Origin of the sequence: Nocardioides marmoriginsengisoli (genome assembly GCF_003725695.1) — a bacterium.
GTDB lineage: Bacteria > Actinomycetota > Actinomycetes > Propionibacteriales > Nocardioidaceae > Marmoricola > Marmoricola marmoriginsengisoli.
In genome coordinates this window covers 363,800-389,204 of sequence record NZ_RJSE01000009.1, presented here as the reverse complement: position 1 = coordinate 389,204, position 25,405 = coordinate 363,800, and the positions used below count along the sequence as shown (strand labels likewise).

23 protein-coding genes are annotated in these 25,405 nt (G+C 68.2%); 14 read left to right on the top strand and 9 right to left on the bottom strand.

Going from position 1 to position 25,405, the window contains the following annotated elements; all coding sequences use genetic code 11:
* The first annotated feature begins 114 nt into the window (after nt 1-114).
* From EFK50_RS20425 to EFK50_RS20390, 8 genes are all read left to right on the top strand, one after another.
* On the top strand, nt 115-2,133 hold the full coding sequence (locus EFK50_RS20425; RefSeq protein ID WP_123229428.1) for an oxidoreductase: 2,019 nt from the start codon (nt 115-117) through the stop codon (nt 2,131-2,133).
* Entirely contained in the window at nt 2,130-3,179 is a 1,050-nt protein-coding gene (locus tag EFK50_RS20420; RefSeq protein WP_123229427.1) for an LLM class flavin-dependent oxidoreductase, read from the top strand. Before EFK50_RS20425 ends, EFK50_RS20420 begins: the two co-directional genes overlap by 4 nt.
* A 2-nt stretch (nt 3,180-3,181) precedes the next feature.
* Nucleotides 3,182-4,363 carry a MalY/PatB family protein gene (locus EFK50_RS20415; protein ID WP_221177494.1) on the top strand — a complete coding sequence of 394 codons (1,182 nt, stop codon included), beginning with the start codon at nt 3,182-3,184 and terminating at the stop codon, nt 4,361-4,363.
* The gene (locus tag EFK50_RS20410) at nt 4,356-5,645 is read left to right on the top strand and encodes an NAD(P)/FAD-dependent oxidoreductase (protein ID WP_183407940.1); all 1,290 of its coding nucleotides are present in this window, start codon (nt 4,356-4,358) and stop codon (nt 5,643-5,645) included. The genes EFK50_RS20415 and EFK50_RS20410 overlap by 8 nt, the downstream gene beginning before the upstream one ends.
* Nucleotides 5,645-6,430: a VOC family protein gene (locus tag EFK50_RS20405; protein WP_148046248.1), complete on the top strand. Its 786-nt coding sequence runs from the start codon at nt 5,645-5,647 to the stop codon at nt 6,428-6,430. Before EFK50_RS20410 ends, EFK50_RS20405 begins: the two co-directional genes overlap by 1 nt.
* A gap of 10 nt (nt 6,431-6,440) precedes the next feature.
* Nucleotides 6,441-6,860, top strand: coding sequence for an OsmC family protein (locus EFK50_RS20400; RefSeq protein ID WP_123229423.1), 420 nt, complete (start codon nt 6,441-6,443; stop codon nt 6,858-6,860).
* Between the two features lie 30 nt (nt 6,861-6,890).
* A complete protein-coding gene (locus EFK50_RS20395) occupies nt 6,891-9,218 on the top strand; it encodes a molybdopterin-dependent oxidoreductase (RefSeq protein ID WP_123229422.1) in 2,328 nt (775 codons plus the stop codon).
* Between the two features lie 277 nt (nt 9,219-9,495).
* Nucleotides 9,496-11,535 (top strand): MBG domain-containing protein, encoded by a 2,040-nt coding sequence (locus EFK50_RS20390; RefSeq protein ID WP_123229421.1) that lies wholly within the window; start codon nt 9,496-9,498, stop codon nt 11,533-11,535.
* 75 nt (nt 11,536-11,610) lie between these two features.
* Here EFK50_RS20390 and EFK50_RS20385 read toward each other — a convergent pair whose 3' ends face one another.
* Nucleotides 11,611-12,549 (bottom strand): MerR family transcriptional regulator, encoded by a 939-nt coding sequence (locus tag EFK50_RS20385; RefSeq protein WP_221177493.1) that lies wholly within the window; start codon nt 12,547-12,549, stop codon nt 11,611-11,613.
* 38 nt (nt 12,550-12,587) lie between these two features.
* Here EFK50_RS20385 and EFK50_RS20380 point away from each other — a divergent pair, with 38 nt between their 5' ends.
* On the top strand, nt 12,588-12,896 hold the full coding sequence (locus EFK50_RS20380) for a hypothetical protein (protein ID WP_123229420.1): 309 nt from the start codon (nt 12,588-12,590) through the stop codon (nt 12,894-12,896).
* A gap of 265 nt (nt 12,897-13,161) precedes the next feature.
* Here the strand turns inward: EFK50_RS20380 and EFK50_RS20375 are convergent, their stop codons facing one another.
* Entirely contained in the window at nt 13,162-14,007 is an 846-nt protein-coding gene (locus tag EFK50_RS20375) for a hypothetical protein (protein WP_123229419.1), read from the bottom strand.
* Between the two features lie 438 nt (nt 14,008-14,445).
* On the opposite strand from EFK50_RS20375, the gene EFK50_RS20370 reads away from it, so the two are divergent.
* Both EFK50_RS20370 and EFK50_RS20365 read left to right on the top strand, forming a co-directional pair.
* Nucleotides 14,446-15,645, top strand: a complete 1,200-nt coding sequence (locus tag EFK50_RS20370; RefSeq protein WP_123229418.1) for a hypothetical protein — start codon at nt 14,446-14,448, stop codon at nt 15,643-15,645.
* A 156-nt stretch (nt 15,646-15,801) separates the two neighbouring features.
* On the top strand, nt 15,802-16,245 hold the full coding sequence (locus EFK50_RS20365; protein WP_148046247.1) for a hypothetical protein: 444 nt from the start codon (nt 15,802-15,804) through the stop codon (nt 16,243-16,245).
* A 13-nt stretch (nt 16,246-16,258) separates the two neighbouring features.
* Here the strand turns inward: EFK50_RS20365 and EFK50_RS20360 are convergent, their stop codons facing one another.
* The 3 genes from EFK50_RS20360 to EFK50_RS20350 all read right to left on the bottom strand — a co-directional run bounded on the left by EFK50_RS20360 (nt 16,259) and on the right by EFK50_RS20350 (nt 18,728).
* On the bottom strand, nt 16,259-16,780 hold the full coding sequence (locus EFK50_RS20360) for a hypothetical protein (RefSeq protein ID WP_123229416.1): 522 nt from the start codon (nt 16,778-16,780) through the stop codon (nt 16,259-16,261).
* Nucleotides 16,781-17,325: 545 nt separating this feature from the next.
* Nucleotides 17,326-18,420: an XRE family transcriptional regulator gene (locus EFK50_RS20355; RefSeq protein WP_123229415.1), complete on the bottom strand. Its 1,095-nt coding sequence runs from the start codon at nt 18,418-18,420 to the stop codon at nt 17,326-17,328.
* Nucleotides 18,417-18,728 carry a hypothetical protein gene (locus EFK50_RS20350; RefSeq protein WP_148046246.1) on the bottom strand — a complete coding sequence of 104 codons (312 nt, stop codon included), beginning with the start codon at nt 18,726-18,728 and terminating at the stop codon, nt 18,417-18,419. Before EFK50_RS20350 ends, EFK50_RS20355 begins: the two co-directional genes overlap by 4 nt.
* A 198-nt stretch (nt 18,729-18,926) precedes the next feature.
* On the opposite strand from EFK50_RS20350, the gene EFK50_RS20345 reads away from it, so the two are divergent.
* From EFK50_RS20345 to EFK50_RS20335, 3 genes are read left to right on the top strand one after another with little or no spacing between them, the layout of a single operon-like run.
* A complete protein-coding gene (locus EFK50_RS20345; RefSeq protein ID WP_123229413.1) occupies nt 18,927-19,208 on the top strand; it encodes a multiubiquitin domain-containing protein in 282 nt (93 codons plus the stop codon).
* Nucleotides 19,183-20,517, top strand: a complete 1,335-nt coding sequence (locus EFK50_RS20340; RefSeq protein ID WP_123229412.1) for a ThiF family adenylyltransferase — start codon at nt 19,183-19,185, stop codon at nt 20,515-20,517. Before EFK50_RS20345 ends, EFK50_RS20340 begins: the two co-directional genes overlap by 26 nt.
* Before the next feature lie 5 nt (nt 20,518-20,522).
* Entirely contained in the window at nt 20,523-20,927 is a 405-nt protein-coding gene (locus EFK50_RS20335; protein ID WP_246004269.1) for a ubiquitination-like system serine protease family protein, read from the top strand.
* Nucleotides 20,928-21,245: 318 nt separating this feature from the next.
* On the opposite strand, the gene EFK50_RS20330 is transcribed toward EFK50_RS20335, so the two are convergent.
* From EFK50_RS20330 to EFK50_RS20315, 4 genes are all read right to left on the bottom strand, one after another.
* Nucleotides 21,246-22,322 (bottom strand): endonuclease/exonuclease/phosphatase family protein, encoded by a 1,077-nt coding sequence (locus EFK50_RS20330; protein WP_148046245.1) that lies wholly within the window; start codon nt 22,320-22,322, stop codon nt 21,246-21,248.
* 61 nt (nt 22,323-22,383) lie between these two features.
* Nucleotides 22,384-23,487 carry a Nickel transporter NicT gene (nicT, locus tag EFK50_RS20325; RefSeq protein ID WP_246004253.1) on the bottom strand — a complete coding sequence of 368 codons (1,104 nt, stop codon included), beginning with the start codon at nt 23,485-23,487 and terminating at the stop codon, nt 22,384-22,386.
* A gap of 64 nt (nt 23,488-23,551) precedes the next feature.
* Nucleotides 23,552-24,889 carry a cytochrome P450 gene (locus tag EFK50_RS20320; protein ID WP_221177492.1) on the bottom strand — a complete coding sequence of 446 codons (1,338 nt, stop codon included), beginning with the start codon at nt 24,887-24,889 and terminating at the stop codon, nt 23,552-23,554.
* A complete protein-coding gene (locus EFK50_RS20315) occupies nt 24,876-25,223 on the bottom strand; it encodes a hypothetical protein (protein ID WP_123229409.1) in 348 nt (115 codons plus the stop codon). The genes EFK50_RS20320 and EFK50_RS20315 overlap by 14 nt, the downstream gene beginning before the upstream one ends.
* Nucleotides 25,224-25,405: the final 182 nt, after the last annotated feature.

Below are 25,405 nucleotides of genomic sequence, written 5' to 3'. Positions count from 1 at the left end.
GTACGGGTTCGTCGGGAGTCGGCGCCAGCATGCCCTTCGCCCTAGGTGACGAATGTGGAAATGGTTTCCACATATGCTTGTGGAAACTAGTTCCACGGTGATACACCTAGGGTCGTGACGACCATCGACCGCCTTGCCTACGACCCGTCCGGCATCGAGCCGGAGCCCTCCTCGGACCCGGCCCTCGCGCACGTCCTCTCGCCGTTGCAGGTGGGGAGGGTGACTCTCCGCAACCGGGTGTTCAGCAGCGCCCACGGGACCGGCTTCAGCAACGGCGGCGTCACAGACCAGCTCCTCGCCTACCACCTGGAGCGGGCCCGCGGCGGCGTCGGCCTGATCGTGCTGGAGGCGACCTCGATCGACCCGCTCGCCGCGGTCGGTGTCTCCGCCACCGCGCGCGGGATGCAGAACGTCGACGACTCGATCATCCCGGACTACCGCCGGATCGCCGACGCCGTGCACGCCGAGGGCGCCGCGATCATGGCGCTCCTCTCGCACTCGGGTCGCAACGTCGTGATGGGCGTCGACGGCGAGCCGCCGCTCGGCCCCTCGGCGATGCCGATGGACCGGACCCGGGACATCCCGCACGAGCTGGAGCACGACGAGATCGCCGCGATCGTGAAGGCCTTCGCCGCCGGCGCGCTGCGCTGCAAGCAGGGCGGCCTGGACGGCGTCGAGCTCTCCTTCGCCCACGGCAACCTGGTGCAGGAGTTTCTCTCGCCGTGGTCCAACCGCCGCACCGACGAGTACGGCGGCAGCGAGAAGAACCGGCTCCGGATGGCCCGGGAGGTCCTGGAGGCGACGCGCGCCGCGATCGGTGACGACTTCACCTTCGGGATCCGGTTCAGCGTCGACGAGGTCGTTACCAACGGCTACCGCGTCGAGGACGGGCTGCGCTGGCTCCACCAGATGATCGAGTGGGGAAAGCTCGACTTCGTCGACATCTCTGCCGGGTCCAACTCCAGCATGCTCAGCCGGTCGGTCCACTACCCGACGATCACGGTGCCGCAGGGCGCGCTCGTGCCGCTCGCCCGGATGGTCAAGGCGGCCGTCGACATCCCGGTCTTCACCGTCGGCAAGATCCACGACCTCGACGTCGCCGACCAGATCGTCGCGACCGGCGGCGCCGACATGGTCGCGATGACCCGGGCGCACATCGCCGAGCCCGAGCTGGTCAACAAGATCCGCGAGGGCCGGGGCGCCGAGGTCCGGGCCTGCATCTACTGCAACGAGGGCTGCTTCTCCCGCCAGCAGCGCGTCGGCCCGATCACCTGCGTCTACAACCCGCGGGTCGGGCGCGAAAACGTCTGGATCCCGCTCAGCGCGGTCGCTGCCGACCGGTCCCGGCGCGTGGTCGTGGTCGGCGGCGGCCCCGGCGGCCTGGAGGCCGCCCGCGCGGCGGCGAAGCAGGGTCACCGGGTCACCCTGCTCGAGCGCGACGACCGGCTCGGCGGTCAGCTCCGCTACATCGAGTCGAGCCCGCACCGCAGCGAGTACGGCAAGATCCTCGACTGGTACGAGCGGCAGCTCAAGCAGCACGACGTCGAGGTCCGGCTCGGCCAGGAGGCGACCGCGGCCGCCATCCGGGAGCTGCGGCCTGACGCGGTCATCGTCGCGACCGGTGCGGTCGACGCGCTTCAGGAGGTCGACGGGAACGACCGGCCGAACGTCTACTCCGGGCGCGCTGCCCTCCGCGGCGAGGTGCCGCCGGGCCGCGTCGTGGTCGGCGACTGGGACGGGCGCTGGGCCGGGCTCAGCGTCGCCGAGTCGCTGGTCGGCGCCGGCCACGCGGTCACCCTGGTGACGCCGGCGCCCTTCCCCGGCGTCGACGGAGACCTGATGACCTGGCGGCTCTTCTACGAACGGCTCCTCGCCGCGGGAGTCGTGATGCGCGCCCTCGAGGAGATCGTCGAGATCACCGACGCCGGCGCGGTCGCGCAACGCCTCGACGGCCACCTGGACACGATCGCGGCCGACAGCGTCGTCCTGGTCAGCAAGGGCCGTGCCGACCGCGACGTCTGGCGGGAGCTGCGCGAGGACCCGTTCGAGCTGCACGCCGTCGGCGACTGCTGGGCGCCCCGGCAGCTCGAGCAGGCGATCTTCGAGGGCGCCCGGGCGGCGCGCGGACTATGAGGATCGGCCTCGGGGTCCGGGCACGCAGCACCGACCTGCACGACGCGCTCGGCTTCGTCGAGCGCACCGCGGACCTGCCGGTCGAGGCGCTCTGGTCGGTGGCCACGCCCGGCCACGACCCGTTCGTGGTCGCCAGCCAGGCCTGGTCACGCCGGCAGGCGCTGGGTCGACCCGTGCTCACCGGCATCGGCGTGGTGCCGATCGGGGAGTGGCGGCTGGGCTCGCTGGCCAGTGCCGCGGCGACCGTCTCCGAGCTCCAGGGCGGCGGCTTCCGGCTCGGGCTCGGGGCGGGCCGGCTGGACAGCCTGGCCTGGCGCCGCGCCCACGGCATCCCGGCGAGCGCCCGCCCGGTCGCGGCGCTCCGGGAGGCGACCCTTGCCCTGCGCGAGCTGTTGGCCGGACGCCCGACGAGCACCCCGGGAGCACTGGAGACGCTCGTCGAGGTCGGCATCGGCGTCACGCCGCCAGCGGTCCCGCTCTTCCTCGGGGCCGCCGGTCCGGCGATGCTCGCGCTGGCGGGCGAGGTCGCCGACGGGGTGTACGGCGCCGCGCTCGCGCCGGCCGATCTGCCCGCCGTACGGGAGGCGCTGGCGGAGGCCCGTCGCGGCTCCGCGCTCACCGAGCCCGTGCAGGTCTGCGTCGCCCAGCCGCTCGTCGTCGCCGAGGACGGGAAGGTCGCTCGCGGCCGGCTGGTGGAGCAGGCAGCCGCGCTAGTGCTGCCGATCCCCGGCCTGGCCCGCGACCGCGGCTTCCACGGTCAGCTCCAACGCCTCGGGTTCGGCGCCGACCTGGAGATCCTCGAGCGCGGCCGCTCCGAGGGCACGGATCTCGGCTCGCTAGCGCCCCGGCTGTCGCCGGCTTTCGTCGCCCGGCTCGGCATCGCCGGCACGCCCGACGAGGTGGGCGATCAGCTCGCGGCGTACGGCGGGCTCGCTGACGAGCTCAGTCTCTCCGTGGCCACCGACACCGACGTCAACCTGCTCGCCCGCGCGCTCGACCACGCCCGTGCGCGGCTCAACGACACCAACCCCCGGGAGGAAGCATGACCATGGACAACCCGATCATGACGCGCGCCGAGCTCGAGGTGCGCCGCGGTGCCAAGTGGGCGTACCACGGTGCCGACTACCTGCCGTCGTGGGTCGCGGACATGGACTTCCGTGCTCCCGCGGCCGTCACCGAGGCGCTGACCCGGTTGGTCGCCGAGTCGGACTTCGGTTACGCGATCCGTGGCGGCACCCTGCTCGGCCCGGCGATGGGCCGTGCCTTCGCCGCCCGGATGCAGGACCGGTTCGGCTGGGAGGTCGACCCCGAGCGGGTGCTCGCCTGCACCGACCTGGTCCAGGGCGTGTTCGACACCGTGCAGGCGTTCAGCGCGCCCGGCGACAAGGTGGTCGTCCAGGGCCCGACGTACGACCCGTTCCGGGAGGGGATCGAGGACAGCGGCCGGGTGATGGTCGTCGACCACATGCGGTACGACGACCGGACCTGGTCGATCGACCTCGACGCCCTCCGGGCCGCGCTCGCGGAGTCGCCGCTGCTGCTCTTCTGCCACCCGCACAACCCGACCGGGCGCGCCTTCACCCGGGCCGAGCTCGAGGCCATCGGCCAGATCGCGATCGAGCAGGACGCGGTGATCGCGAGCGATGAGATCTGGGCGGACTTCATGCTCGACGCCGAGCAGCACGTGCCGTTCGCCTCGATCAGCCCGGAGATCGCCGAGCGGACGGTGACGATGTACTCGGCCGGCAAGTCGTTCGGTCTGGCCGGCCTGCGCTGCGCCGTGCTGCACTTCGGTTCGGCCGCCCTCCAGGAACGGTTCCACGCCACCTTCCCGCCGCGGATGCTCGGCGGCGCGAACATCATGGGTGTCGAGGCGACCACCGTCGCCTGGGAGTCCGGCAACGCGTGGTTCGAGCAGGTGCTGGACGCGGTCCGGTCCAACCGGGCCAGCATGGAGGCGTTCCTCGCCGAGCACGCCGAGCAGCTGGAGGCGGCGTACCCGACGTCCACCTACCTGTACTGGGTGGACTGCAGCCGGCTCGGGCTCGAGGAGAGCCCCTCGGACTTCTTCAAGCGCGAGGCGCAGGTCGTCTTCACCTCGGGCGCGGAGTTCGGTGCCGACTACGCCCAGTACGTCCGGGTCAACCTCGCCACCTCTCCGGAGATCTTCGACCAGATCCTGGCCCAGGCCGGGAAGGCCCTCGACAACCGGGGAGCCGGTCGTGGCTGAGGCCCGGACCACGGACGTCGCCATCGTCGGCGGCGGGATCGTCGGGCTCTCGATCGCGCTCTCGCTGGCGGAGGCCGGCGTGGCGGTGACCGTGCTCGACAAGGGCGTCCCCGGCAAGGCCGCGTCGTCGCGCAACGGCGGCGGCGTCCGGCAGCAGGGACGGGCCTTCCCCGAGCTCGCCCTCGCGCAGCAGGCGATCGAGGCCTGGCCGACGTGGGCGGAGCGGCTCGGCGGGCCGACCGGCTACCGCCGTACCGGTCACCTGGTGGTGGCTGCCGACGCCGGCGAGTTGGCCGCGCTTGAGGAGCGCAGCGCCGCCGAGGCCGAGCACGGGCTGAAGACCACGATCGTCGACGGTGCCGACGTCGCGGCGATGGCACCCGGGCTCGCTCCCGGGCACGTCGGCGGCAAGCTCTGCGAGACCGACGGGATGGCGCTGCCGGCCGTGGTGATGCAGACGATGCACGCGGCGGCCGTGCGCGCCGGCGTCGAGGTCCGTCCGTACGCCGAGGTCACCCGCCTGCGGGTCGACCGCGGCACGGTGACCGGGGTCGAGCTCGCCGACGGGACGAGCTTGTCGGCCGGCACGGTGGTCAACGCCGCCGGCCCCTGGTCCTCGGTGGTGGCCGCGTCGGCCGGGGTCTACCTGCCGGTGGCGCCGAGCCGGCTGCACATGTTCCGCACGGTTCCGCTCGACCGCACCTTCGCGCACGTCTGGGTCGCCCGGGCGTCGATGGACCTGAACGCCTGCCAGTGGGAGGACGGGTCGATCCTCTTCGGCGGCGCGACCCGGCCGGACCCGACGCAGTGGACCTTCAGCCACGAGCCGGGGCCGGCGTTCGTGGAGGACGCCCGCGCCAAGGCGGCCGAGGTGGCGCCGATGATCGCCGCCGCGACCCTGGCCCGGCGGTGGACCGGCGTCCGTGAGTTCACCCCGGACATGCTCCCGGTGATCGGCCGGCCGCGGGAGGTCGGCGGGTTGTTCACCTGCACCGGCTTCAGCGGGCACGGGTTCGCCCTGGGTCCGGTGATCGGCGACCTGGTCGCCGGCTGGATCCGAACCGGGGAGCGCCCGCCGGTCCTGGAGCCGTTCGCACCGGACCGGTTCGCGGTCACCGGCAGCCCGTTCAACCACCCGCCTGCCCCGTGGGGCGGCGCGACCACCGAGGTCGTCCCGAGCCGGAGCCCGCACGCAGCCCCCGCCGGCGTCGACGACGGGCCGTTCAAGCAGCACAGCGGAGTCCCCTCGGGCTTCGACCTACCGACCCCTTTGGAGGACTAGTGATCACCACGTTCGACCACGTCATCGTCCTGGCCCGCGACATCGAGGAGTGCGCGCGCTCGTTCGGGGCCGCCGGCTTCGCGGTCACCACCCGGGAGGACGAGGGCGGGCACATCGCGGAGCACCGCCTGGTGTGCTTCCCGGACGGCTCCTACCTGGAGCTGTACGCCTTCGACCGCGACAACCCGGACGCCCGCTCGCACCGCTGGTTCCGCTACGACGAGCTCGGCGAGGGCTTCTGCGACTACTCGGTCACGACGACCGACCTCCAGGGCGTCGTCGATGCGGCGGAGGCGGCGGGCATCCCGTCCTCCGGGTTCGCCGAGGGCGGCAAGAAGCGCCTGGACGGCGAGGAGTGGATCCTCCGGATGACCGCGCTCGGCGTCGGGGTGGCCGGCCCGGAGCTGCCGTTCGTGCTCGAGGACGTCACTCCTCGCGCGGTCCGGGTCTCCGGGACCGCGCCGCACGCCAACGGCGCCACCGGGATCAGCTCGGTCACCATCGCGACCGCGGATCCGGCCTCGGCGCACGTCGGGTTGGCGATGCTGACCGGCTGCTCCGACCCGGTGCGCTCCGAGCGCGCGGACGGTGCCGTGACGTCGTACCGGTTCGGGGCGCGGGAGATCCGGCTGCTCGTCCCCGCGGCCGGGACCGACGCCGCCCGTCGGCTCGCCGAGGCGGGCCCGGTCGTCTACGAGATCGAGGTGGCCGGCGCGGAGGCCGGGCTCCTGGACCCCGCGTCCGTGCACGCCGCCCGCATCGTCCTGTCCGGCACGACCCTCTGAGGAGAGACCCATGTCCGCAACTGCAACCGTCACCACCCGCACCACCGGCCAGCCGGGCCGGTACATCCTGTCGGCCGAGGGCCGGCACCTGGTGGTCGACGCCTCGGCGATGACCGGTGGCGTCGCCGAGGCGTTCGTCGCCCAGGAGCTCCTCGTCGGCGCGCTCGCCACCTGTGCCCAGGCTGTGGTCTTCGCCAAGGGCGAGGAGTTCGAGATCCGGCCGACGTTCGTCACGGTCGAGGTCGAGTCCGACCGCGACCCGGAGGCGAGCCCGCCGGTGTACTCCTCGATCACGATGGACTTCGTCCTCGGCGGGATCGCCCAGGAGGACGCCCAGCGGCTGGTCGACGAGTTCACCTCGCTCTGCCCGATCTACTACACGGTCTCCCAGGCGGCGCCGATGACGGTGACCGTGCGGGTCGAGCCCTAGGCTCGTCGGGTCGACGTCCGGGAGGAACGCGTGAGCAACGGCGAGGACTTCCAGGTGCACAGCTCCCACTGGGGGCCGTACGAGGCACGCCTGACCGGCGACGGCCTGGAGATCCGGCCGCAGGCCGGGGACCTCGACCCGGCGCCGTTGCTCGAGAACATCCCGGGCAGCATCCATCACGCGACCCGGGTGGACCGGCCGATGGTGCGTGCGTCCTGGCTGGAGGACGGACCCGGACCCGGACCCCGCTCGGGCCCGTTCGTGCCGGTGTCCTGGGACGAGGCCGCGGACCTGGTTGCCGGCGAGGTACGGCGGGTGATCGCCGAGCACGGCAACTCCGCGATCTTCGGCGGCTCCTACGGCTGGTCCTCGGCCGGTCGCTTCCACCACGCGCAGAGCCACGTCCACCGGTTCCTGAACATGGCCGGCGGGTACGTCGGATCGCGGGCCACCTACAGCGCCGGCGCGGCGGAGATCTTCTTCCCGCACGTCGTCGCGGGTGCCGAGGTCGTGGCCCGGTTGTGGCACGAGTGGGAGGACATCGTCGAGAACACCGAGCTGGTGCTGGCCTTCGGCGGGCTGCCGCGGAAGAACAACTTCGTCGCCAGTGGCGGCATCGCCGAGCACCGGGTCGACGGCTACCTGCGCCAGCTCGGCGAGCGCGGAGCGACGGTGGTGAACCTTAGTCCGTTGCGCGACGACTACCCGCCGCACCTGGAGTCGACTTGGGTGCCGGTGCGCCCGTTCGGCGACGTCCCGCTGATGCTGGCGATGTGCTGGGTGCTGGTCACCGAGGGGCGCCACGACCGGGAGTTCCTGGACCGGTACACGGTCGGCTTCGAGCAGGTGCGGCGGTACTTGCTGGGGGAGGGCGACGGCGTACCGAAGGATCCGGCGTGGGCGGCTCCGTTGTGCGGCGTCCCCGCCGACGAGATCATCGCGCTCGCCCGCCGGGCCGCCGAGTCGCGCACGCTGATCAACACCACGCACTCGCTGCAGCGCTCGCAGCACGGGGAGCAGCCGTTGTGGGCCGCCCTGACGCTGGCCTGCCTGCTCGGCCAGGTGGGGCTGCCCGGGCGCGGCTACGCCTACTCGCTGGGCTCGATGGGCAACAACGGGGCACCGCCGATGGCGTTCCCGATCCCGGCGATGCCGCAGGGCGCCAACCCGGTGCGCGACTTCATCCCGGTCGCCCGGATCTCCGACCTCCTGCTGGGGGGCGGTCAGACCTACGACTACAACGGCGACGTGCTGACGTACCCGGACATCCGGATGGTCTACTGGGCCGGCGGCAACCCGTTCCACCACCACCAGGACCTGTTCCGGTTGCGGGAGGCCTTCAGTCGTCCGGACACGGTCGTCGTCCACGAGCAGTACTGGACGTCGACCGCGCGCCTGGCCGACATCGTGCTGCCAGCGACGATCACCCTGGAGCGGCGGGACATCGGGGCCGGCCGGCACGACCGGCGGCTGATCGCGATGAACCGGGTGACGGAGCCGCACGGCGAGGCGAAGGACGACTACGAGATCTTCGCGATGATCTCCGAGCGGCTCGGGCTGGCCGAGGAGTACACCGAGGGACGGACCAGCGAGCAGTGGCTCGAGTCGTTGTACGAGACGTTGAGCGCGTCGATGTCCGAGGTCGGCGTCGAGCCGCCGACGTGGGCGGAGTTCTGGAGTGACGGTGGCCTGGCGATCCCGCCCGAGCCGCGAGAGGGCTCACCGATCGAGCTCTTCCGGAGGGACCCCGAGGCGCACCGGCTCCCGACGCCGAGCGGCCGGATCGAGCTGTACTCCGAGCGGATCGCCTCCTTCGAGTACGACGACTGCTGGGGTCACGCGGCCTGGTTCGAGTCCAGCGAGCGGGTCACCGACGAGGACCTCGCCGACGGCTGGCTGCAGCTGCTCGCCAACAACCCGGCCACCCGCCTGCACAGCCAGCTGGATCCCGGGTCGTTCAGCCAAGGTTCCAAGGTCGCCGGCCGCGAGCCGGTCCGGCTGCACCCGCAGGACGCCGCCGCGCGCGGGATCGGCGACGGAGATGTGGTGATGCTCAGCAACGCCCGCGGTGCCTGCCTGGCGGGGGCGGTACTGTCGGAGGCCGTGCGGCCCGGGGTGGTCCAGCTCTCGACGGGCGCCTGGTTCGAGCCGGTCGTGCTGGACGGGCGCGAGGTCTGCGTGCACGGCAATCCGAACGTGCTGGCCGTGGACGTCGGCACCTCGAAGCTGACCCAGGGGTGCAGCGGCCAGCTCTCGAAGGTGCGGGTCAGCCGGCACGAAGGTGCTGAGGTCCCCGAGGTGTCGGTGACGCGTGGGCCTCCGGAGGTGCTGCAACCTTCTCGCGACCGACGGGCGTAGATCCGGTCACCCGGCCCAGCCGATGACCTCTCCACCAAGTCCCGACCGGGACGTGGGCTGACCGACGAGGACTTGCTCCGGCACGCGTCGGAGGGCGGATTCCGACGCCTACGTACCTTTTGTCCCCACCGATTGCCCACCGACCTGTCACTAACGGCCCACGGCGCCGCGCGCGCTTCTAGGTTGGCCGGCGCATGGTCAGGTTTCGTCGTCTTGGGGCGTGGGGTGCTTTGTGATGAGTCGTTCAAGTTCTGTCGTTCGAGGATCTGCCGGAACCGTGGTTCGCGCGATCGTGCTCCTGGCGCTGGTCGCGGTGAGCCTGGTGGCAGCGCCGCAGACGTCCCAGGCCGCGCCGGTGGGCCCGTCCACAGGGTGCACCGTCATGAACTCTCCCCTGCGGGACGGCCACTACGCGGGTGGCCTGGCGGGGGGCGCGCTGTTCAATGCGGGCGAGGTCGTGACGGCGGCCGCCAGCACCTCGCCGCCGTCCCGGCAGTCGATCCTGCTCCAGTGGTCCGGTGCGGCCTCCGGCAGCATGGTGGTGGTGATGCCGGACAGTGCGTTCTACGTCGTCCCGTTCTACGGCTACTACCAGTTCCAGTGGTCGTCGACCCAGGGCGTCGACTGGAACCTCAGCTGCACTCCGGTCCCGGACGACGACGAGGACGGGATCCCGGACGCGTCCGACAACTGCCCGGACGACGCCAACCCCGATCAAGCGGATGCCGACGACGACGGGAAGGGCGACGTCTGCGACGTGACTCCGGAAGGCCCGACGGTCGTGACCGTGACGGCACCGTCGGGCTCCTCGGTCTACGGCGCGGCGCCGGCCCTGGGGGCAGCGACGTACACCGGCTTCCGCGCGGGTGACGACGCCGGCGACATCACCCCCGCCGACTGCGAGACCGTGGCGCTCGCGACCAGTGATGTCGGCGGGTACCCGACGAGCTGCTCCGGAGCATCCGGTGACGACTACACGTTCACCTACGTCCCCGGGGTGTGGTCGGTCACGCCGGCGCCGCTGACGGTGACCGCTTCGGACGGAACCCAGGTCTACGGAGCGGACAGCGGGCCCACGATCTCGCCGCTCGTCAGCGGCCTGGTCGCTGGCGATGTCGAGGGGGACCTCGGCACGATCGAGTGCGCCGCGGACGTGGCTCCCTCGACCCCGGTCGGCACCTACGAGGGCGCGGCCAGCTGCAGCGGTGCCTCCAACGACAACTACGACATCACCTACGTGGACGGTGACATCACCGTGACCCCGGCCGGGGTGGCGGTGACCGCATCGGTCGGGACGCAGGTGTACGGGTCGACGACCAAGCCGACCATCACGCCCAGCTTCACCGGACTGCCCGAGGGCACCGACCCGAGCGTGCTCGGGACGATCACCTGTGCCGCCGACGTCGACGAGAACACGGCGGTCGGAATCCACACCGACAAGGCGACGTGCACCGGCCCTTCGTCTTCGACGAACTTCGAGATCAGCTACGTCGCCGCCGACGTCACCGTCTCCAAGAAGTCCGTGGTCGTCACGCCTGCTGCCGCCTCGATGACGTACGGCGACGCGGTTCCGGCGATCCTGCCGACGTACGACGGACTCACCAGCGGCGACACCGCTGGTGACCTGACTACCGCACCGACCTGCTCGACCACCGCGACGCCGGCCGCGAACGTGGGTTCGTACCCTTCGAGCTGCCTCGGCGCGGAGGCGACGAACTACGCCTTCACCTACGTCCCCGGCGTCGTCAGCGTGACCAAGGCAGTGCTGCACGCGTCGGCGATCGAGGTCACCCGTACCGTCGAGCAGCCCAACCCGACGCTCGGCATCGGCGCCTTCACCGGGTTCCGGAACGGCGACCAGGCCGCCGTGGTCTCGGGCAAGGCGGCAGTCTCGACCACCGCCACCTCGGCCTCACCGGCGGGGACCTACCCGATCACCGCCAAGCAAGGCACCCTGGCCGCGCAGAACTACACGTTCACGTTCAGCCCGGCGACGCTGAAGGTCCTCAAGGCGATGGTGTCCCTGAGCAAGCACGACCGGAAGGCCTTCGTCAGCCGCGGGAAGCACAGGGTCAAGTTCAGGACCACCGCTCGCAGCGCCCTCACCCAACGCCCGGTGGCCGGCCTCAAGGTCACCTTCACCGCGCGCGACAGGGGAAAGATGATCTTCCGCTGCGCCGCGACCACCAACCGGTACGGCGTTGCCCAGTGCACCGCCACGCAGCGGACCAAGAAGCGTCCGCGGTATCCGATGCCGTACACAGTCACGTCGGCAGCGACCAGCCGCTACACCGCGGGGGCGCGTGCTCTGAGGTAGATCGTCTGAGCGCCCCCGAAGCGCTTGAACCCCCACCGTCGGGTGAAGGTTCAAGCGTCTCAGGGGCGAGGGTGCTCAGGTGCTGGCGCGATCCGCGTTCGCGTGGATCGCGTCGCGGCAGTAGGCGGCGAGCCCGGGCAGGCCGAACGACTCGTCGTACCGGGCGACGTACGCGGGATCGCTCACGTACAGGTCGCCCAGGCGGCGGTGCATCTCCGGAGGGCAGTCGTAGAACCATCGATTCACCTGGAGGCGGTGCTGCTCGGCGGCATCCATCGCGCGGTCGGAGCTAGCGGGTACGCCCTCTCGGAAAGCGTCGGAAAGAGCCTTCTCGACCGCCTCGCCTTCGGCCTTGATCTGGACCCACTCGTCCTTGCCGTAGGACTTGGTCCTCTTCTGCGACTCCTGCCACTCGTCGCTGCTGCCCCACTTCTGCTCTGCCTCGGCCTGGTAGTCGTCGAAGCCTTCGCCGAAGAGCTCGCGCATGTCGTCGTCGGTCATGGGGGTGTTCGTCATCGCCTTCTCCAATGCTTGATCAATCGCGTCGACGAGGTCCTGCATCTCGTCGAGCCTGGACATGACACGTTCGCGCTGGCGGAGGAGGTGAGTGACCTCGCTGCCCTCGTCGAGCAGGCTCGCGATCTCGTCCAGCGACATCTCGAGCCGGCGATACACGATGATCTGGGCCAGCCGGGTCAGGTCGGCCTCGGTGTAGACGCGGTAGCTCGAGCGTGTCCGGCTCGGCGTGAGCAACCCGATCTCGTCGTAGTGGTGAAGCGTTCTGATCGTGATGCCGAACCGTTCCGCAACGGCGCCAACACTCAGCTCTTCCACCGGCGTCTCCTGTGTCATGTCACTCAGGTTCGGGCCTGACGTGGCGTGAGGGTCAAGTCCTGTCCCAGTCGTTCGGGGGTTTGAGTGTCGCCCGCCGTTTGAGCTGGCGCCAGAAGGCGGCGAAATGACGCATGTGCCGCGGCATTTGTCCGGCCGCTTAGCCCCGCGACGGATTGCCATGTCGAGAAGGTGTCGGCCGTAGGAGTCATCCTGATGGCATGAGGCTGTTGCAGGTGTTCGTAACTCTCACGGCTGCCGTGGGCACGGCGATTCAGTTGCGACTGTCTTTGATCGACTTCGGAAGAAGTCGCAAGGAGGCCGTCGAGTGGTGGACTGCTGAAGACGACTTGGTTGCTGAAGCGCCGCGGCTGAGGCGGCGAAGGATGCGCCGCGAACTGCGTTCCTGGCGAGACCCAGAGATTCACCGCACGATCCGCGACCTCCACCTAGCGGTCGGCAGTTGGACCTTGCTCGTCGTGGCGGCAGTGTTGGCCACCTATGCGTCCGTCATCGAATTGCTGAACTGACCTTCATTGTGCGATCGAGCGGCAAGGAGCTTAAGGTCCCAGACGCGGCGGAATGACGCACAGGGCCTCGAGGACGCGATTGTGGTCCTGAAGTTCATTTGGTCGTTCGGGTTTGCCAGGCCAGAGGCCTCGAAGAGGTTGGCATGGGTCAGGCCGGCGCGCTTGCACAACGACGATGGCAGCGTCGTCGCGAGAGCTGACTTCAGGGCCGTTGGCGCGTGCCACGCTCGCACCAGCGCAGGGTTCGGCACTGGGCTAAGCCCCGCTAGTACTGCTCGCCGCGGTAGTTCTCAGTGTGGCGCAACCGCTCGAGCAGGGTCTCACCTGTGATCTGCGCACGGAGAGCTCGGACCTCGCGACCGGCAGACTCCCGCATCATCTCTGCCCAGACCAGGACGTTGCCCAGATCAAGTTCCACGGGGACGGATCCATCAGGATCCGACAGCGGCGGCAGCTGGCGAAAGCTCTGCAAGGCAGAGGCTGACGAGACGAAGGCGGCAGTTTCGTGGGCAATGTTCACCAGCCGCGCCAAGGCTGCCTCCACCGCAGCAATCGAGAGAGTCTTGTCGGCCCCTGCCCAGGCATCGAATCGACGATCCAGAGACGGGTGCCCTGCCCACTTGTTGCGTAGGTGGCGGACGTACTTCAACGGCGTGAAGAGATCTACGTCGATGGCCGCTTGCAGGTTGTGCAGGTTATCCAGCTCGACGGCTGGCGCGTTGGCGGCGATCAGATGCCGCTTCATGCGCTGATGGGCTGCGGGCAAGGACGCGGTCCGACTGTTCTCAGGGTCGTTGCTCGCCAGGCCGCCGTCGTTGAGTGCGGCGATGTCGAGCACCGCCATCCGCATCAATCGGCTGTTGATGTTCCCGATCGCGTGACCAACCCGATCGTCGTTCTCCGGCAGATCATTGAAGTACTGCCTGGACCGCTTTGCCAGGTAGAAGCTCTGGACAGCTTGGATCACCGTCGTCCCCAACAGAACTGACATCTGTGTCCAGGGGATCTCCGCATCCGCGCTCACCCTCACCGCGGCGTGCGTCGCCGGTGCACCCTCGAATACCGGCAGGACGGAGTCGGCATACTCGGATTCGAATGGTGGTTGCTTCATGGCCCAATCCAACCATTGACGCAGTCGCCACCATGCGCGCATCGGCTGAGCCACGACTCGACCGGTTCTGTGTCTCCTTTGCGGCTGCAGCTTCCACGCCGCTTGCCGGACGTCAGCGGCGGAATGACGCGCCCCAGTGAGGCGTCTGGAGTCTCGGGGCCCTACCGATTAGATGCGTGCAGTAGATCCGCCTTCGCTTCCCGTCGCAGACCAGTCGCCGATAGGTTCGGCGTGCGCCACGCTCGGCGAACCCAAGAGCGGTTGCATTCTGCTCAACGGCCACTCGTGAACGCCGAGCGCCTCGAAAGGAGTACGTGGTTGACAAGCAAGCGGCCTAGGCAACTATGGGCCTGGTCTGTTGACGACTTGATCCGCGCGCAGGCCGGTGAGCCCCGGGTCGAAGACTTTCGTTGGGACCGCTGGGAGTCACGAACCTACGTGACTGACATCTTCAACATCGATCAGATCCCCAGTGCTAACGACCTCCTCATCGGGGTGGTTCACGAGGGGGAGCAGCAGGTGGTCGCTGTTGCTCGCCTGGATTCGGCGGCCGGAATATCCACGTCGAGGATGCGTGCGAGCATCAATCCGATTCTTCACATCCAGCCGGTCCCGCTCGACGCTCTTGGAAAAACGCCCGCGGATTCTCGTCGGTTGGCGACAGCGCTGGATACCCAGCCTCTACGGCCTCGACCGCTCGACAACGCAACCGGGCGGGAGATACTGGCTGCGCTCGAGCGGGGCGCGCCAGAACTAAGCAACTGGCTTGAGGCCTTGGATGCCAGCGAGACCGAAGTCGTCGGTGACGAAGGTCAGCGTCTGCGTGAGGAGAGGGACGCAGTCCAGCTCGGTCTGGAGCTCGCCGACCCGCGACTACCGGAGAGCGAGCCCGCTGTACAGGTACCGACGTTTGCTGTGAACACAGCCACGTCGTTCCTCAACCCCGAACTGTTTGAGGACAACGAAGACGACCTCCTGTTCGCTGATCTTCGACGCTTCGACACGAACGGTGTGCTAACAGCGACCAGCGGTTCTACCTCCAGATACAGCGATGGCGAGTTCACCGTCCTGATTGCAAACGTGAACCGCAAGCCGGTCGAGCACCTGATGGGGGTCGATCTCTTGTATTGGGATCAGACCGCCGAGAGTTTCACGCTCCTGCAGTACAAGAGGCTGATGCGGGTCGCGAAGGCCGAGGCCGACGACGCGCCGCAGCGCTGGCGGTACACGCGGCGCAATGACCTAGTCGAACAGCTCGAAAAGATGAGCAAGCTCAAGGTGGCGCCGCCCGTAGACTCCACCGACTGGCGCTTCGTCACCAGTCCGTTCTGGTTCAAGTTTGTGCGTGGAGACGCCTTCAAGCCGAACGATCGGGAGGTCCTGAAGGGCCTCTATGTGCCAGCCGAGTATCTGCGGATAGGGATAGAGGAGAACGCCTTCACCGGCCCGAATGGCGGATTCGCGCTTCACGGTGGGAATGCGAGGTACATCAATCGGGGACCGTTCATCCACTTGGTCAGCCGCCAGTTCACGGGAAGCACACGCGCGACTAGTGAGCAGATCGCAGACCTGATTAGGCAAAACTCGGACCACGAGCTCGTTGTTGTCGCAAAGATGAACGACACCGCAACCGCATGACTGCGTATCGGTTGTGGGACGCGGCCTGGTCGCCAGACCGCTGTCCCGGCTCAGGATGATGCCAGCATGGTCTTCACTCGCAGACTGCAGATCGTCCTACTTCCGGGCGGGACAGTCCTGAAACGCGCGACGCTCTGGTGCCACTACGTTGGCAGCATGTCCGAGCCAACGTTTGAGGTAGCCGTATGGGCTCATTCGCGCAGGTTTCGTCTGGCCTTCGACCGATTGCTGCCAGAACTTCCATTCCTCCAACGGCGCTTCCCGCTCGGATGGTGTACGACGACGTCGATGCTTCTGGGTGAATACCTGCGTGAGTCGGGCCTCGGCGACTTTCACACCCGGAGCGGCGTTCGCGAGTGCGATGGTGAACGCAGGACCCATGCCTGGATGGTTCAGGATGGGCTGATTGTCGACATCACTGCGGATCAGTTTCCTGACGCATGCGCTGCTGTGATCGTCACTCGGGATAGCTCTTGGCACCAGAGTTGGTTGCCAGCGGGGGGTTACTGCCTTGCATCCCTGGCGCATTTCGAGGGCCACGACCACGAGGGGCGAATCCGCGATGTCTACGAAAGCCTGGTTGCCGTCGCGGCGGAATGACGCAAGGAATCCTCTAAGCCGATTGATGCGAGACGGCGGTGTCTTCGTTCAACATCTCGCGTGCCGCCGACTGCAACGAAAGCAAGGCTTCGTTGTACGACTGCCACCCATCAGCCTTCCCTGCGAAGCGATCGTAGACGGCAGACCGCAAGTAGTCGGCCTTCTCGACTACCGGTGACGGAACCAGGATCGCCAGCCGCGCGTAAGCCTGACTGAACTCGCTGAACTCGCTGAACTCGTAGTCCTCGTGAAGGTCAAAGGGGACCAGACCCTCGTGATGATGTTCGCGCTCGAATCGAACGACCGCATCAACTTCATCGTTGGCTGCTGCGAGACACTCGGCGACCGTTGCACGACGATCCGCGTAGCGAGCCTCCCGCGCCTGGAACAGGCGATCCTGGCGCGCCGTCTCCAATGAATTGCTTCGGTCCGCCTCAGCGATACGTCGCGAGTAACGCTGGCTGATGGCCAAGGTTCCCAATGAAGCGATGACCGGCAAGGATGCCAACGCCACGTCCGATTCCATCCAGGGCATTTCCGGATGTTATCTGCGCCAAGTTCAAGTGGTCGCCAGTTGGCTTGGAAATGCGTCAGCGATCCCTGTCGTGGCGGTTTGACCCGGGCCTGGCCACCGGTGGCCCGCCGCTGCAGAGTCGAGCTATGGAAGACGACGACGTTCCCCTGCCAACACTGATCGATCCTGTCTCAGAACTGACCGACGTCACATACGGCGACCTCGCACTAATTGGTGCCGCATTGATGTCAACCGTGACCTCCGTTGTTCTTCACGGTTGGGCATCTCCCGGAAGCAGCCTCGACTACACCAAAGGTGATGCTGGCCCACACGCGGCCATCGTCCGCGATTTCGTGGCATGGACGGCACACAGGAAGCAACTTGCAGACGGTTGTGAGGAGCGCCTGCGGTTGTACGTCGCGGCGAGCGGTTGGACTCATCATCTTCAGGAGCGGTTGGGCGAGATGCTGATGCCCGGGTGGCGGTCAGAACAATGTCCTGTTCGATGCTGGTCGCGAAGATCCATAGCGATCGCGACGGAAAGGCGCAGGCGCATCGCCCCGGAGTCAACTCCAGGTTGGTAGGACGTCCGCGACCGAAGGTGCTCCCTTGACCAGGGTGGTGCGCCAGTCGAGACGGCCCTTCTTCTGCAGTTGGCCGATGAGGACGATGTGCGCGATGCCGAGCTCGGCGGCCTTCTCCTCGACCCATGGCCCACTTATGCGTGCCGGGATGGCCGGGAACCCGTCGGGGAAGATCCAGTTGCGCCCGGACTCGTTCGCCTCTTCCTCCTGAGCCGACTCGTGCTTGTCGTCGAGGTCCTCGACGATGACCTGGTCCTTCTCCACGTGCCCGTGCATGATGTGCGCGATCTCGTGGAGCAGGGCGAACAGAACCTTGTCGAGGCGCTTGCCGCGCCCGGAGAGGCCGATGACAGGGTGCTTGCCTACCCACATCGCGCATCCGTCGATCTTGGCGCCCGGGAGCGCTTCGACGTAGACCAGGCGGACGCCCACGTCAGCCAATTGCTGGGGGAGCTTCGCGAAGTCTTCGGGTGTCCGGACGGTGCGAGGGAGGGACGCGGCGAGCTCGGCGAGCCTTGCGGGGGAGTACTTGTCGACCGGCTGCTGTCGGCGCGCTTCGCGACGCACGCAGAACACCCATGCTCGCTGCAGGAGCGTGATGTCCTCGCCTTGGTTGGCGCGCTTCGCGGCGATCTCGCAGCCGGGTTCGTCGTCCAGCGACTTCAGCTCGTAAAGGTCCTGCACTTGGGGTTCGAGGTCGTCCAGGGACGTGCCCTTCAGGAACCCACGCTTCTGCAGAAGTTGGATGGGGCCGAGCCGGTTGAGTCGCGCGCGCCGGCGGACATCATCGAGCTTGGCCTGCGTCTTGACGTTCCTCTCCTGCTTCGCCAGCAGGTACTGGTCCTGAAGTTTGAGCCAGTACTCCGGCGACTGGGAGAGGGCCGCGCCAATCTGAGCGGCGGACTCCCGGGTGATCTCCTTCTTGCCGGTCACGATCTCCGACACGAACTGTGCCGGGCGGCCGAGGACCGCGGCGAAGTCCACCTGGGACCAGCCACGCGCAGTGAGTTCGAGGTCGAGTAGTTCCCCAACGGGTGTTTGGTCGATGGGGAGCGGGTCGTGGGTTGTGTTGCTCATCTCGGGGTTTCCGTCTCTGGAATCAAGAGCCCGACTACCACAACGCCGTGGCTGTCGGTGTTCTTGAATGTGAGGTCGATCGTGCGGCCCGAGCTCAACGTCGCCCGGGCCCTTGCGGGGTCACCGGAGTCGTCAGGCTCGATCCGAAGCTGGCGCATGTTCCGCATGTCGTCTTCGACGTGTGCGGCGCGAGCGCACTGAACAAGCCGGTGGAACTCCCGAAGCTCCTGACCGCTCCAACCCGCTGGCCGGAACTCGGGATCGGTGGCGAGGCGACGCAACTCCTCATCCAGGTACTCCCGTTCCACGCGACTGTTCTCCATCACCTATCGGCTGATGACTGCACTTTCTTCGTCGCCCGGACGCTACCGGCACCACCTGTGAAGCCACCTTCGACACGCCGACGATCACTCGCCTTGTCATCATCACCCCTAGGGTGATGACGTCCATGCTACTCTCTTCTCACTGGCTCCCACCTCGGGGGCCTCGTCGAAAGGAGAACTGCCATGACGGCAGCGACCCAGGAGCAGAGCAAACAGAAGGACAAGCAGTTCGAGGTGGCCATCAACGGCACCGAGATGTCGCTCGACCACGACGTGCTGACCTACGAAGAGCTCGGTCAGCTCGCTCACCCCGGCCACGACCCCGAGGCCAGGTTCACCGTCACCTACCGCAATGCCGACCCGTCCCGCGGCGGCCAGCTCAACGGCACCCTGATCGCCGGCGAGAAGGTCACCGTCAAGAAGAAGGGCACCACGTTCGATGTCCGGCTCACGACTCGTTCGTAACAGTCCCGATCTGGCCCGCCTGGTCCAGGATGGCTTCGCCGTACGCATCGTCAACGGGTTCCTTGTCGTCGACGACATCCCGTACGTAGACGACGCCGGTCAGATTCAGTGGGGTCACTTCCTCTGCCCACTGGACCTGGCCGGCACCACTACGGCGCCCCCGGCGACGCACGTCATGTGCTTCGCCGGGGGTATCCCCCGTGACCACAACGGCAAGTCGATCAGGGACCTGGTCAACGACGGTGTCGAGAAGTGGTCGGCCACGCCCGACCTCACCGCGACCTGCGGTTTCTCCCAGAGGCCCGAAGGTGGCTACAAGGACTTCTACGAGAAGGTCACCTATTACACGGCCATGGTCATCAGCTCCGCCCAGGCGGTCAACCCTGACGTGCATCCGTACACATTCAAGCCGATCCAGACCGACGAGGACGACGGCGCCTTCACCTACGTCGACACGTTCTCCAGCCGCGCCGGCATCACCGAGCTCAACGACCTCCTCGCTGTGAAGAAGGTCGTCATTGTCGGACTTGGCGGCACCGGGGCGCACCTCCTGGACGGGCTGGCCAAGACACCGGCTCTCACGCTCCATCTCTACGACGCCGACTTCTTCCGCAGTCACAACGCCTTCCGTGCCCCCGGCGCAGCCAGCCTCGCGGACCTGGATGCCGGCCTGACGAAGGTCGAGTACTACACCCAGATGTACTCGGTGATGCGGCGCCACATCGTCCCGCACCCGGTCAACGTCACCGCCGAAAACGTCGCCGAGCTCCTCGACGCCGACTTCGTGTTCCTCGCCCTTGACACCGGGCCCGACAAGGAAGTGATCGTCAAGACGCTCGTCGAAAACGGCATCCCGTTCATCGACACCGGCGTCGGCCTGAGCAAGGACGCGAACGGCATCGCCGGCCAGATCCGGATCACCACGTCGACCCCCGGCCGCAGCGACCACATCGCCCGGGACGGCCTGATCTCGTACCTCCCGGGCGAGGACGCCGAGTACGACACCAACCTGCAAGTCGACGAGATCAACGCGATCACGGCCAAGCTCGCCATCATCCGATACAAGAAGTGGTTGCGCTTCTACGCCGACGTCGAGGACGAGCGTCACACCGTGTTCGTAGTCAACTCCGGCGACCTCCACCACCGTTACGGCACCAGCGACAACGCCCATCCCGGCCGCAGTAACGGTGCTGCCGGCGGCGACCCGGAGGAGGACGACGACCTTGACGGCCTGGTCGAGCACGTCCGGAAGGTCGAGATGGCGCAAGTCGAGACCGAGGACGAGGAATCAGGAGGAGAGGTGGCGTGAAGGCGATGAACCTGACCACGATGTTCACCACGTCCATCCCGGCTACGCCGGAGCCGGAGACCCTTTACGTCTCGCTGCAATACCGTACGGCGGTTCACCTCTGCGCCTGCGGATGTGGCGTCAAGGTCGTCACGCCGCTTGGTCCGAACGACTGGGTGCTCTCGTTCGATGGCTCCGTCAGCCTCCGCCCGTCGATTGGCAACGGCCAACAGCCATGTCGGTCGCACTACTACATCCGTCACGACCACATTGACTGGTTGCCCCGCATCTCTGCGCGTGCAACCGAGGCGGCGCTCGCACGTGACCGAGCTGCCCACGTTCCTGTCGTCGTCGCGCCGATCGCGGCGAAGGCCCGGTGGTGGCGCCGCCTGTGGGACCAAGCACGAGGTACGAGCGCCGGAAGGGGGTGAGCAACATGGGCAAGCCGAGCAAGTCTGCGCTGTCGAAGGCCGGGAAGACGCTGTCGTCATCGTCGTCGTCAAAGGGAGCGAAGTCCAAGGCCGGAAGCACCTTGGGCAAGGGCTGAGCGCCGCCCGGGCGTCCGACCGAGCCATGAACACGGGCGGACGTCCGGGCTCAGCGATGGGGCCCGCACCCTTCTCCGCATCCTGCTGGTCGGCGGATCAGAAGGTGGAACTGACTCCGATCGTGATTGTCGGGCTGCCGTGGCCCGCGTCATTCTGGGCGAACCGACGCGAGCAAGAACCGGCGTACAGGCGCCCAAACCCTCACTGAACAGCGCGCGGAAAGTCCCGGCTGTCGATCTTCACGTCCACCCCGATGATCGGGTGGTCCGTCAGGTAGTCCACGACCGGGCCGCGGTCCTCGTAGTAGTTGCTGAACTCCACGTCGTACGAGCCGGCGATCCAGTCGACCACGCGGTTCGTCTGGACGCTGCACCCGTTGCGTCCGTCGCCGCCGGCGGCGGCCTTCATGTCGGAGCCGGTGACGATGTCGCAGGCCCAGCTGCGGCGCTCGTTCATGTCGCCGGTGACGAAGATCGGGCGGCCGGTCTTGGCGAGGTCGTTGAAGAGCGCGACCTGGCGCTGCTTGGCAATGTTGCGCCACTTCTGGGCGTTGCCGAACTTGTCGGCGGGGTTGTGGAAGTTGGTGAACCAGGCCTCGATGCCGGTCTGCTTGTGGCGGAGCAGCAGCACCGGGATGTTGCGGGGCTTCCCGCTGAAGTACGGGATCGAGACGCTGTCGGCCTTGACCAGCTGCCAGGTGTCCTTGCGCCAGGCGATCGAGTTGTCGCCGTCGCCGCTGCGCTGGGACCCGCCGGGCAGGAGGCCCCAGGTGTTGTTGACCTTGTTGAGGAAGGTCGAGCGCTGGTTGGACTGCATCTCCTGGAAGCCGACGACGGAGAAGCCGTGGTCGAGCACGTACTGGGTGCCGCGGCTGGCGCGGGCCGGCCCGGACTTGGCGCCGCCGCCGGTGTGCGAGCTGCCCAGGATGTTGTACGTCGCCAGCCGGAAGGACAGCGTCGGCGGGGCCGAGCGCCGGGCCATCGGGCGGGCCTCCAGGGTCGGGCCGCCGACGGGGACGCTGCTGGCCAGTGCCTCGGCGGAGAGTGCCACCTTGCTGGGCTTGCTCGGCGGGGCGCTCGTCGTCGCGGTCGCGGTCGGGCTGGGGGTGCTGGACGGGGTGGTGGTCGACGGGTTGGTCTCGGCGACCAGCGCCTTGCCGGCGCCGTTCGGCTGCGAGCTGGGGCCGGAGAGCGCAGGCAGGACGTCGCCGCCCATCAGGACGAACGTCAGCAGCCATGCAACGCCGACACCGCCGACGAGCCCCAGTTTCCCTACCACCGCGCCACGATATCCCGACAAACCAACTCAGATGACCCGCTTGTGGAAAGCCGGCATCCGCTCAGGAGAGGTCCGCCGACCATCGTTCCTCGATCCGGCCGACCTTCCAGATCGTCACCGAGACGATCCAGGCAACGACGAACAGCGCGACGATTCCGTAGCCGACGTACTCCAGGTCGATGTTCGCCAACCAGGCGAACGGGCCCGAGGTGAGCTCCAGGTTCTCGGCCAGCATGCTGCCGATCGTGGTCACGCCGATGATCAGCGCGACCGCGACCGAGAGCGCGGTGACGGTGATGTTGTAGTAGATCTTGCGGATCGGCTGTGCGAAGGCCCAGCCGTAGGCGACGTTCATGAACGCTCCGTCGATGGTGTCCATCAGCGACATCCCGGCGGCGAACAGGATCGGCAGCGTGATCACCGCCCACCACGGCAGGCTGGCCGCGACCGCGCCACCGGCGATCACCAGCAGGCCGATCTCGGTCACCGTGTCGAAGCCGAGTCCGAAGAGGAAGCCGACCGGGTACATGTGCCACGGCTTGCGGACGGTCTTGTTGACCTTGCCGAGGATCCGGTTGAGGAAGCCGCGGTTGTCGAGCTGCCGCTCGAGCTCGGTCTCGTCGTACTGGCCGCGGCGCATGTTCGCGAAGACCCGGAGGATGCCGCGCAGCGCCATCAGGTTCAGCACCGCGATCGCGAGCAGGAACAGGCCGCTGACCGTGGGCCCCCAGACGCCGGCGAACTGGTGGAGCGTCGAGTTCTCGTTCTCCACGCCGTTGGAGAGCGCCCGGACCCCGAAGGCGATGCCCATCACCATCACGAAGACCACCGAGCTGTGCCCGAGGCTGAACCAGAAGCCGACGCTCATCGGGCGCTGCCCGTCGGTCATCAGCTTGCGGGTGGTGTTGTCGATCGCGGCGATGTGGTCCGCGTCGAACGCGTGCCGCAGACCCAGCGTGTACGCCGTGACGCCGAGACCGACGCCGAGGATCTTGCCGCTGACCTCGAAGTGCTCGGGCGCGACCACGCCGATCAGCAGTCCCCAGCCGACGATGTGCAGGAGCGCCACGAACGCGAGGCAGCGGGCCAGCGCGATCTTCTGCTCGCGGTCGAAGCCGCGCTTGGGTGCGGGCGCGGGAGACGTCGGTTCGAGCAGCTGGGTCACCCGACGACCCTAGAACTGCCCTGGCGCTACTTGCAAACGGTTCGCAAGAACGTTCGGCATCCGGTCAGGCAGGAACCGGGGAACCCGTCATGACGCGCACCTGCTCGTACCCGTGCAGCACCCGGGTCCCGCGTCGTACGGGCGCCTCGGCGAGCTCCAGGTCCGGGTACCGCGCGTACAACGTGCGCAGCGCGGTCACCGCCTCCAACCGGGCCAGGCTCGCCCCCAGGCAGAAGTGCACGCCGGCCGAGAACGAGAGGTGCTGGTCCGGGTTGGCGCGGGTCACGTCGAACGCCTGCGGATCGGTGAAGACCTTCGGGTCGCGGTTCACCCCGCCGAGCAGCACCAGGATGCCGAGCCCCTCGGGCACCGGGGTGCCGGCGACCACGGTGTCGCGCAGCGCGGAACGCACCGTGAGCTGCACGGGGGAGTCGTAGCGCAGCACCTCCTCGACCGCGTTCGGCCAGCGCTCCGGCTCGGCGACCAGCAGGTCGCGCTGCTCGGGGTGCGCGGCCAGGTTGACCACCGCGTTGCCGATCAGGTTCACCGTCGTCTCGAAGCCGGCGCCGAGGACCAGCAGCCCGATCGCGCGGAGCTCCAGATCGGTCAGCGCGTCCTCACCGTCGATCAGTGCGAGCTGGCTGAGCAGGTCGTCGCCGGGATTGCGGCGCAGCTGCGCGACGTGCTCGTCGAACCAGTGGTGCATCCGGCGCAGCGCGGTCTCGGCGTCCCGGAACTCGCGGAACGTCAGACCGGGGTCCAGCGTGATCGCGGCCCGGTTGCCCCAGTCGAGCAACCAGTCGTGCTGCTCCTCCGGTACGCCGAGCAGGTCGGCGATCACCGCGACCGGCAACCGGGCGGCGTACCGCTCGACCAGGTCGAACGACCCGCCGTCGAGCTCGTCGAGGAGCTTCTCCGCCACCGACGTGACCCGGTCCTCCAGCGCGGTGATCCGACGAGCGGTGAACGCCCGGGCGACCAGCTTGCGGTGCCGGGTGTGGTCGGGCGGGTCCAGCGCCAGCAGCGACGGCTTGTCGACCGGGCTCAGCGAGTACGGGTCGGCGACCCGCTCCAGCACGCGCCGCAGGAACGGAGGCAGCTCGGCATGGCCGGCAGCGGTGCCGAAGTCGTCGCTGCGCAGGATCTCGTTGGCTGCCTGGTGGTCGACCGTCGAGGAGACCACCGGTCCGCGGACGATCGGGTCCGCTCCGCGCAGCAACTCGTACGTCGGGAACGGATCGGCCGCGATCTTCGGGTCGATCGCCAGCATCGCGGTCAGGACGCCGCGCTTCGCCTCCACCTGGAGGCCCCGCCGCTGCAGCCCGTGCGAGAGCAGCCAGGTCGCGTACGACCGGACGACGGACGCCTTCTTGATCGGGGGCACAGCCCTACGCGGAGACACGGTCCGAGGGTACCGACGGGCCGATCCGGGGAAGCGAGTCCTGACGCGGGGCCGGGATCCTGCTCGAGCCTGCGCGCAGCAACCGGATCACGCCGGCGTTGCGCTCCTCCAGCCGCGCGCGCTGCTCCTCCAGGACGGACTCGGGGAGGTGGGTGTCGAGCTGGGCCTCCCGGGTCAGGTTCCAGCGGTAGTGCAGGGCGGCCGCGAGCTCCTCGCGGTCGCCGAAGATCTCGGCGTACTCGGGGTTCCACGGCAGCTCGGTCGCGCCGGCGTTCGCCAGCGTCTCGACCTCCTGCAGTGCCTGCCAACGACGGTGCGTCTCGGACCAGGTCATGGCCGATCACCTTCTTCTCTCGCTCGGGATGGGGTCCTTCGAGTGTGCTGTGCCGCGGCCCCGGATCCATCGGTCCGCGGTACCCATCCGGGCTACGACCCTGGTAGGAGCCGAGGTCCGGCGCGAGGGATGAGATCAGGGATGAGACTCCGGCGGATCGGACCTTTCGACACGGACCCGCA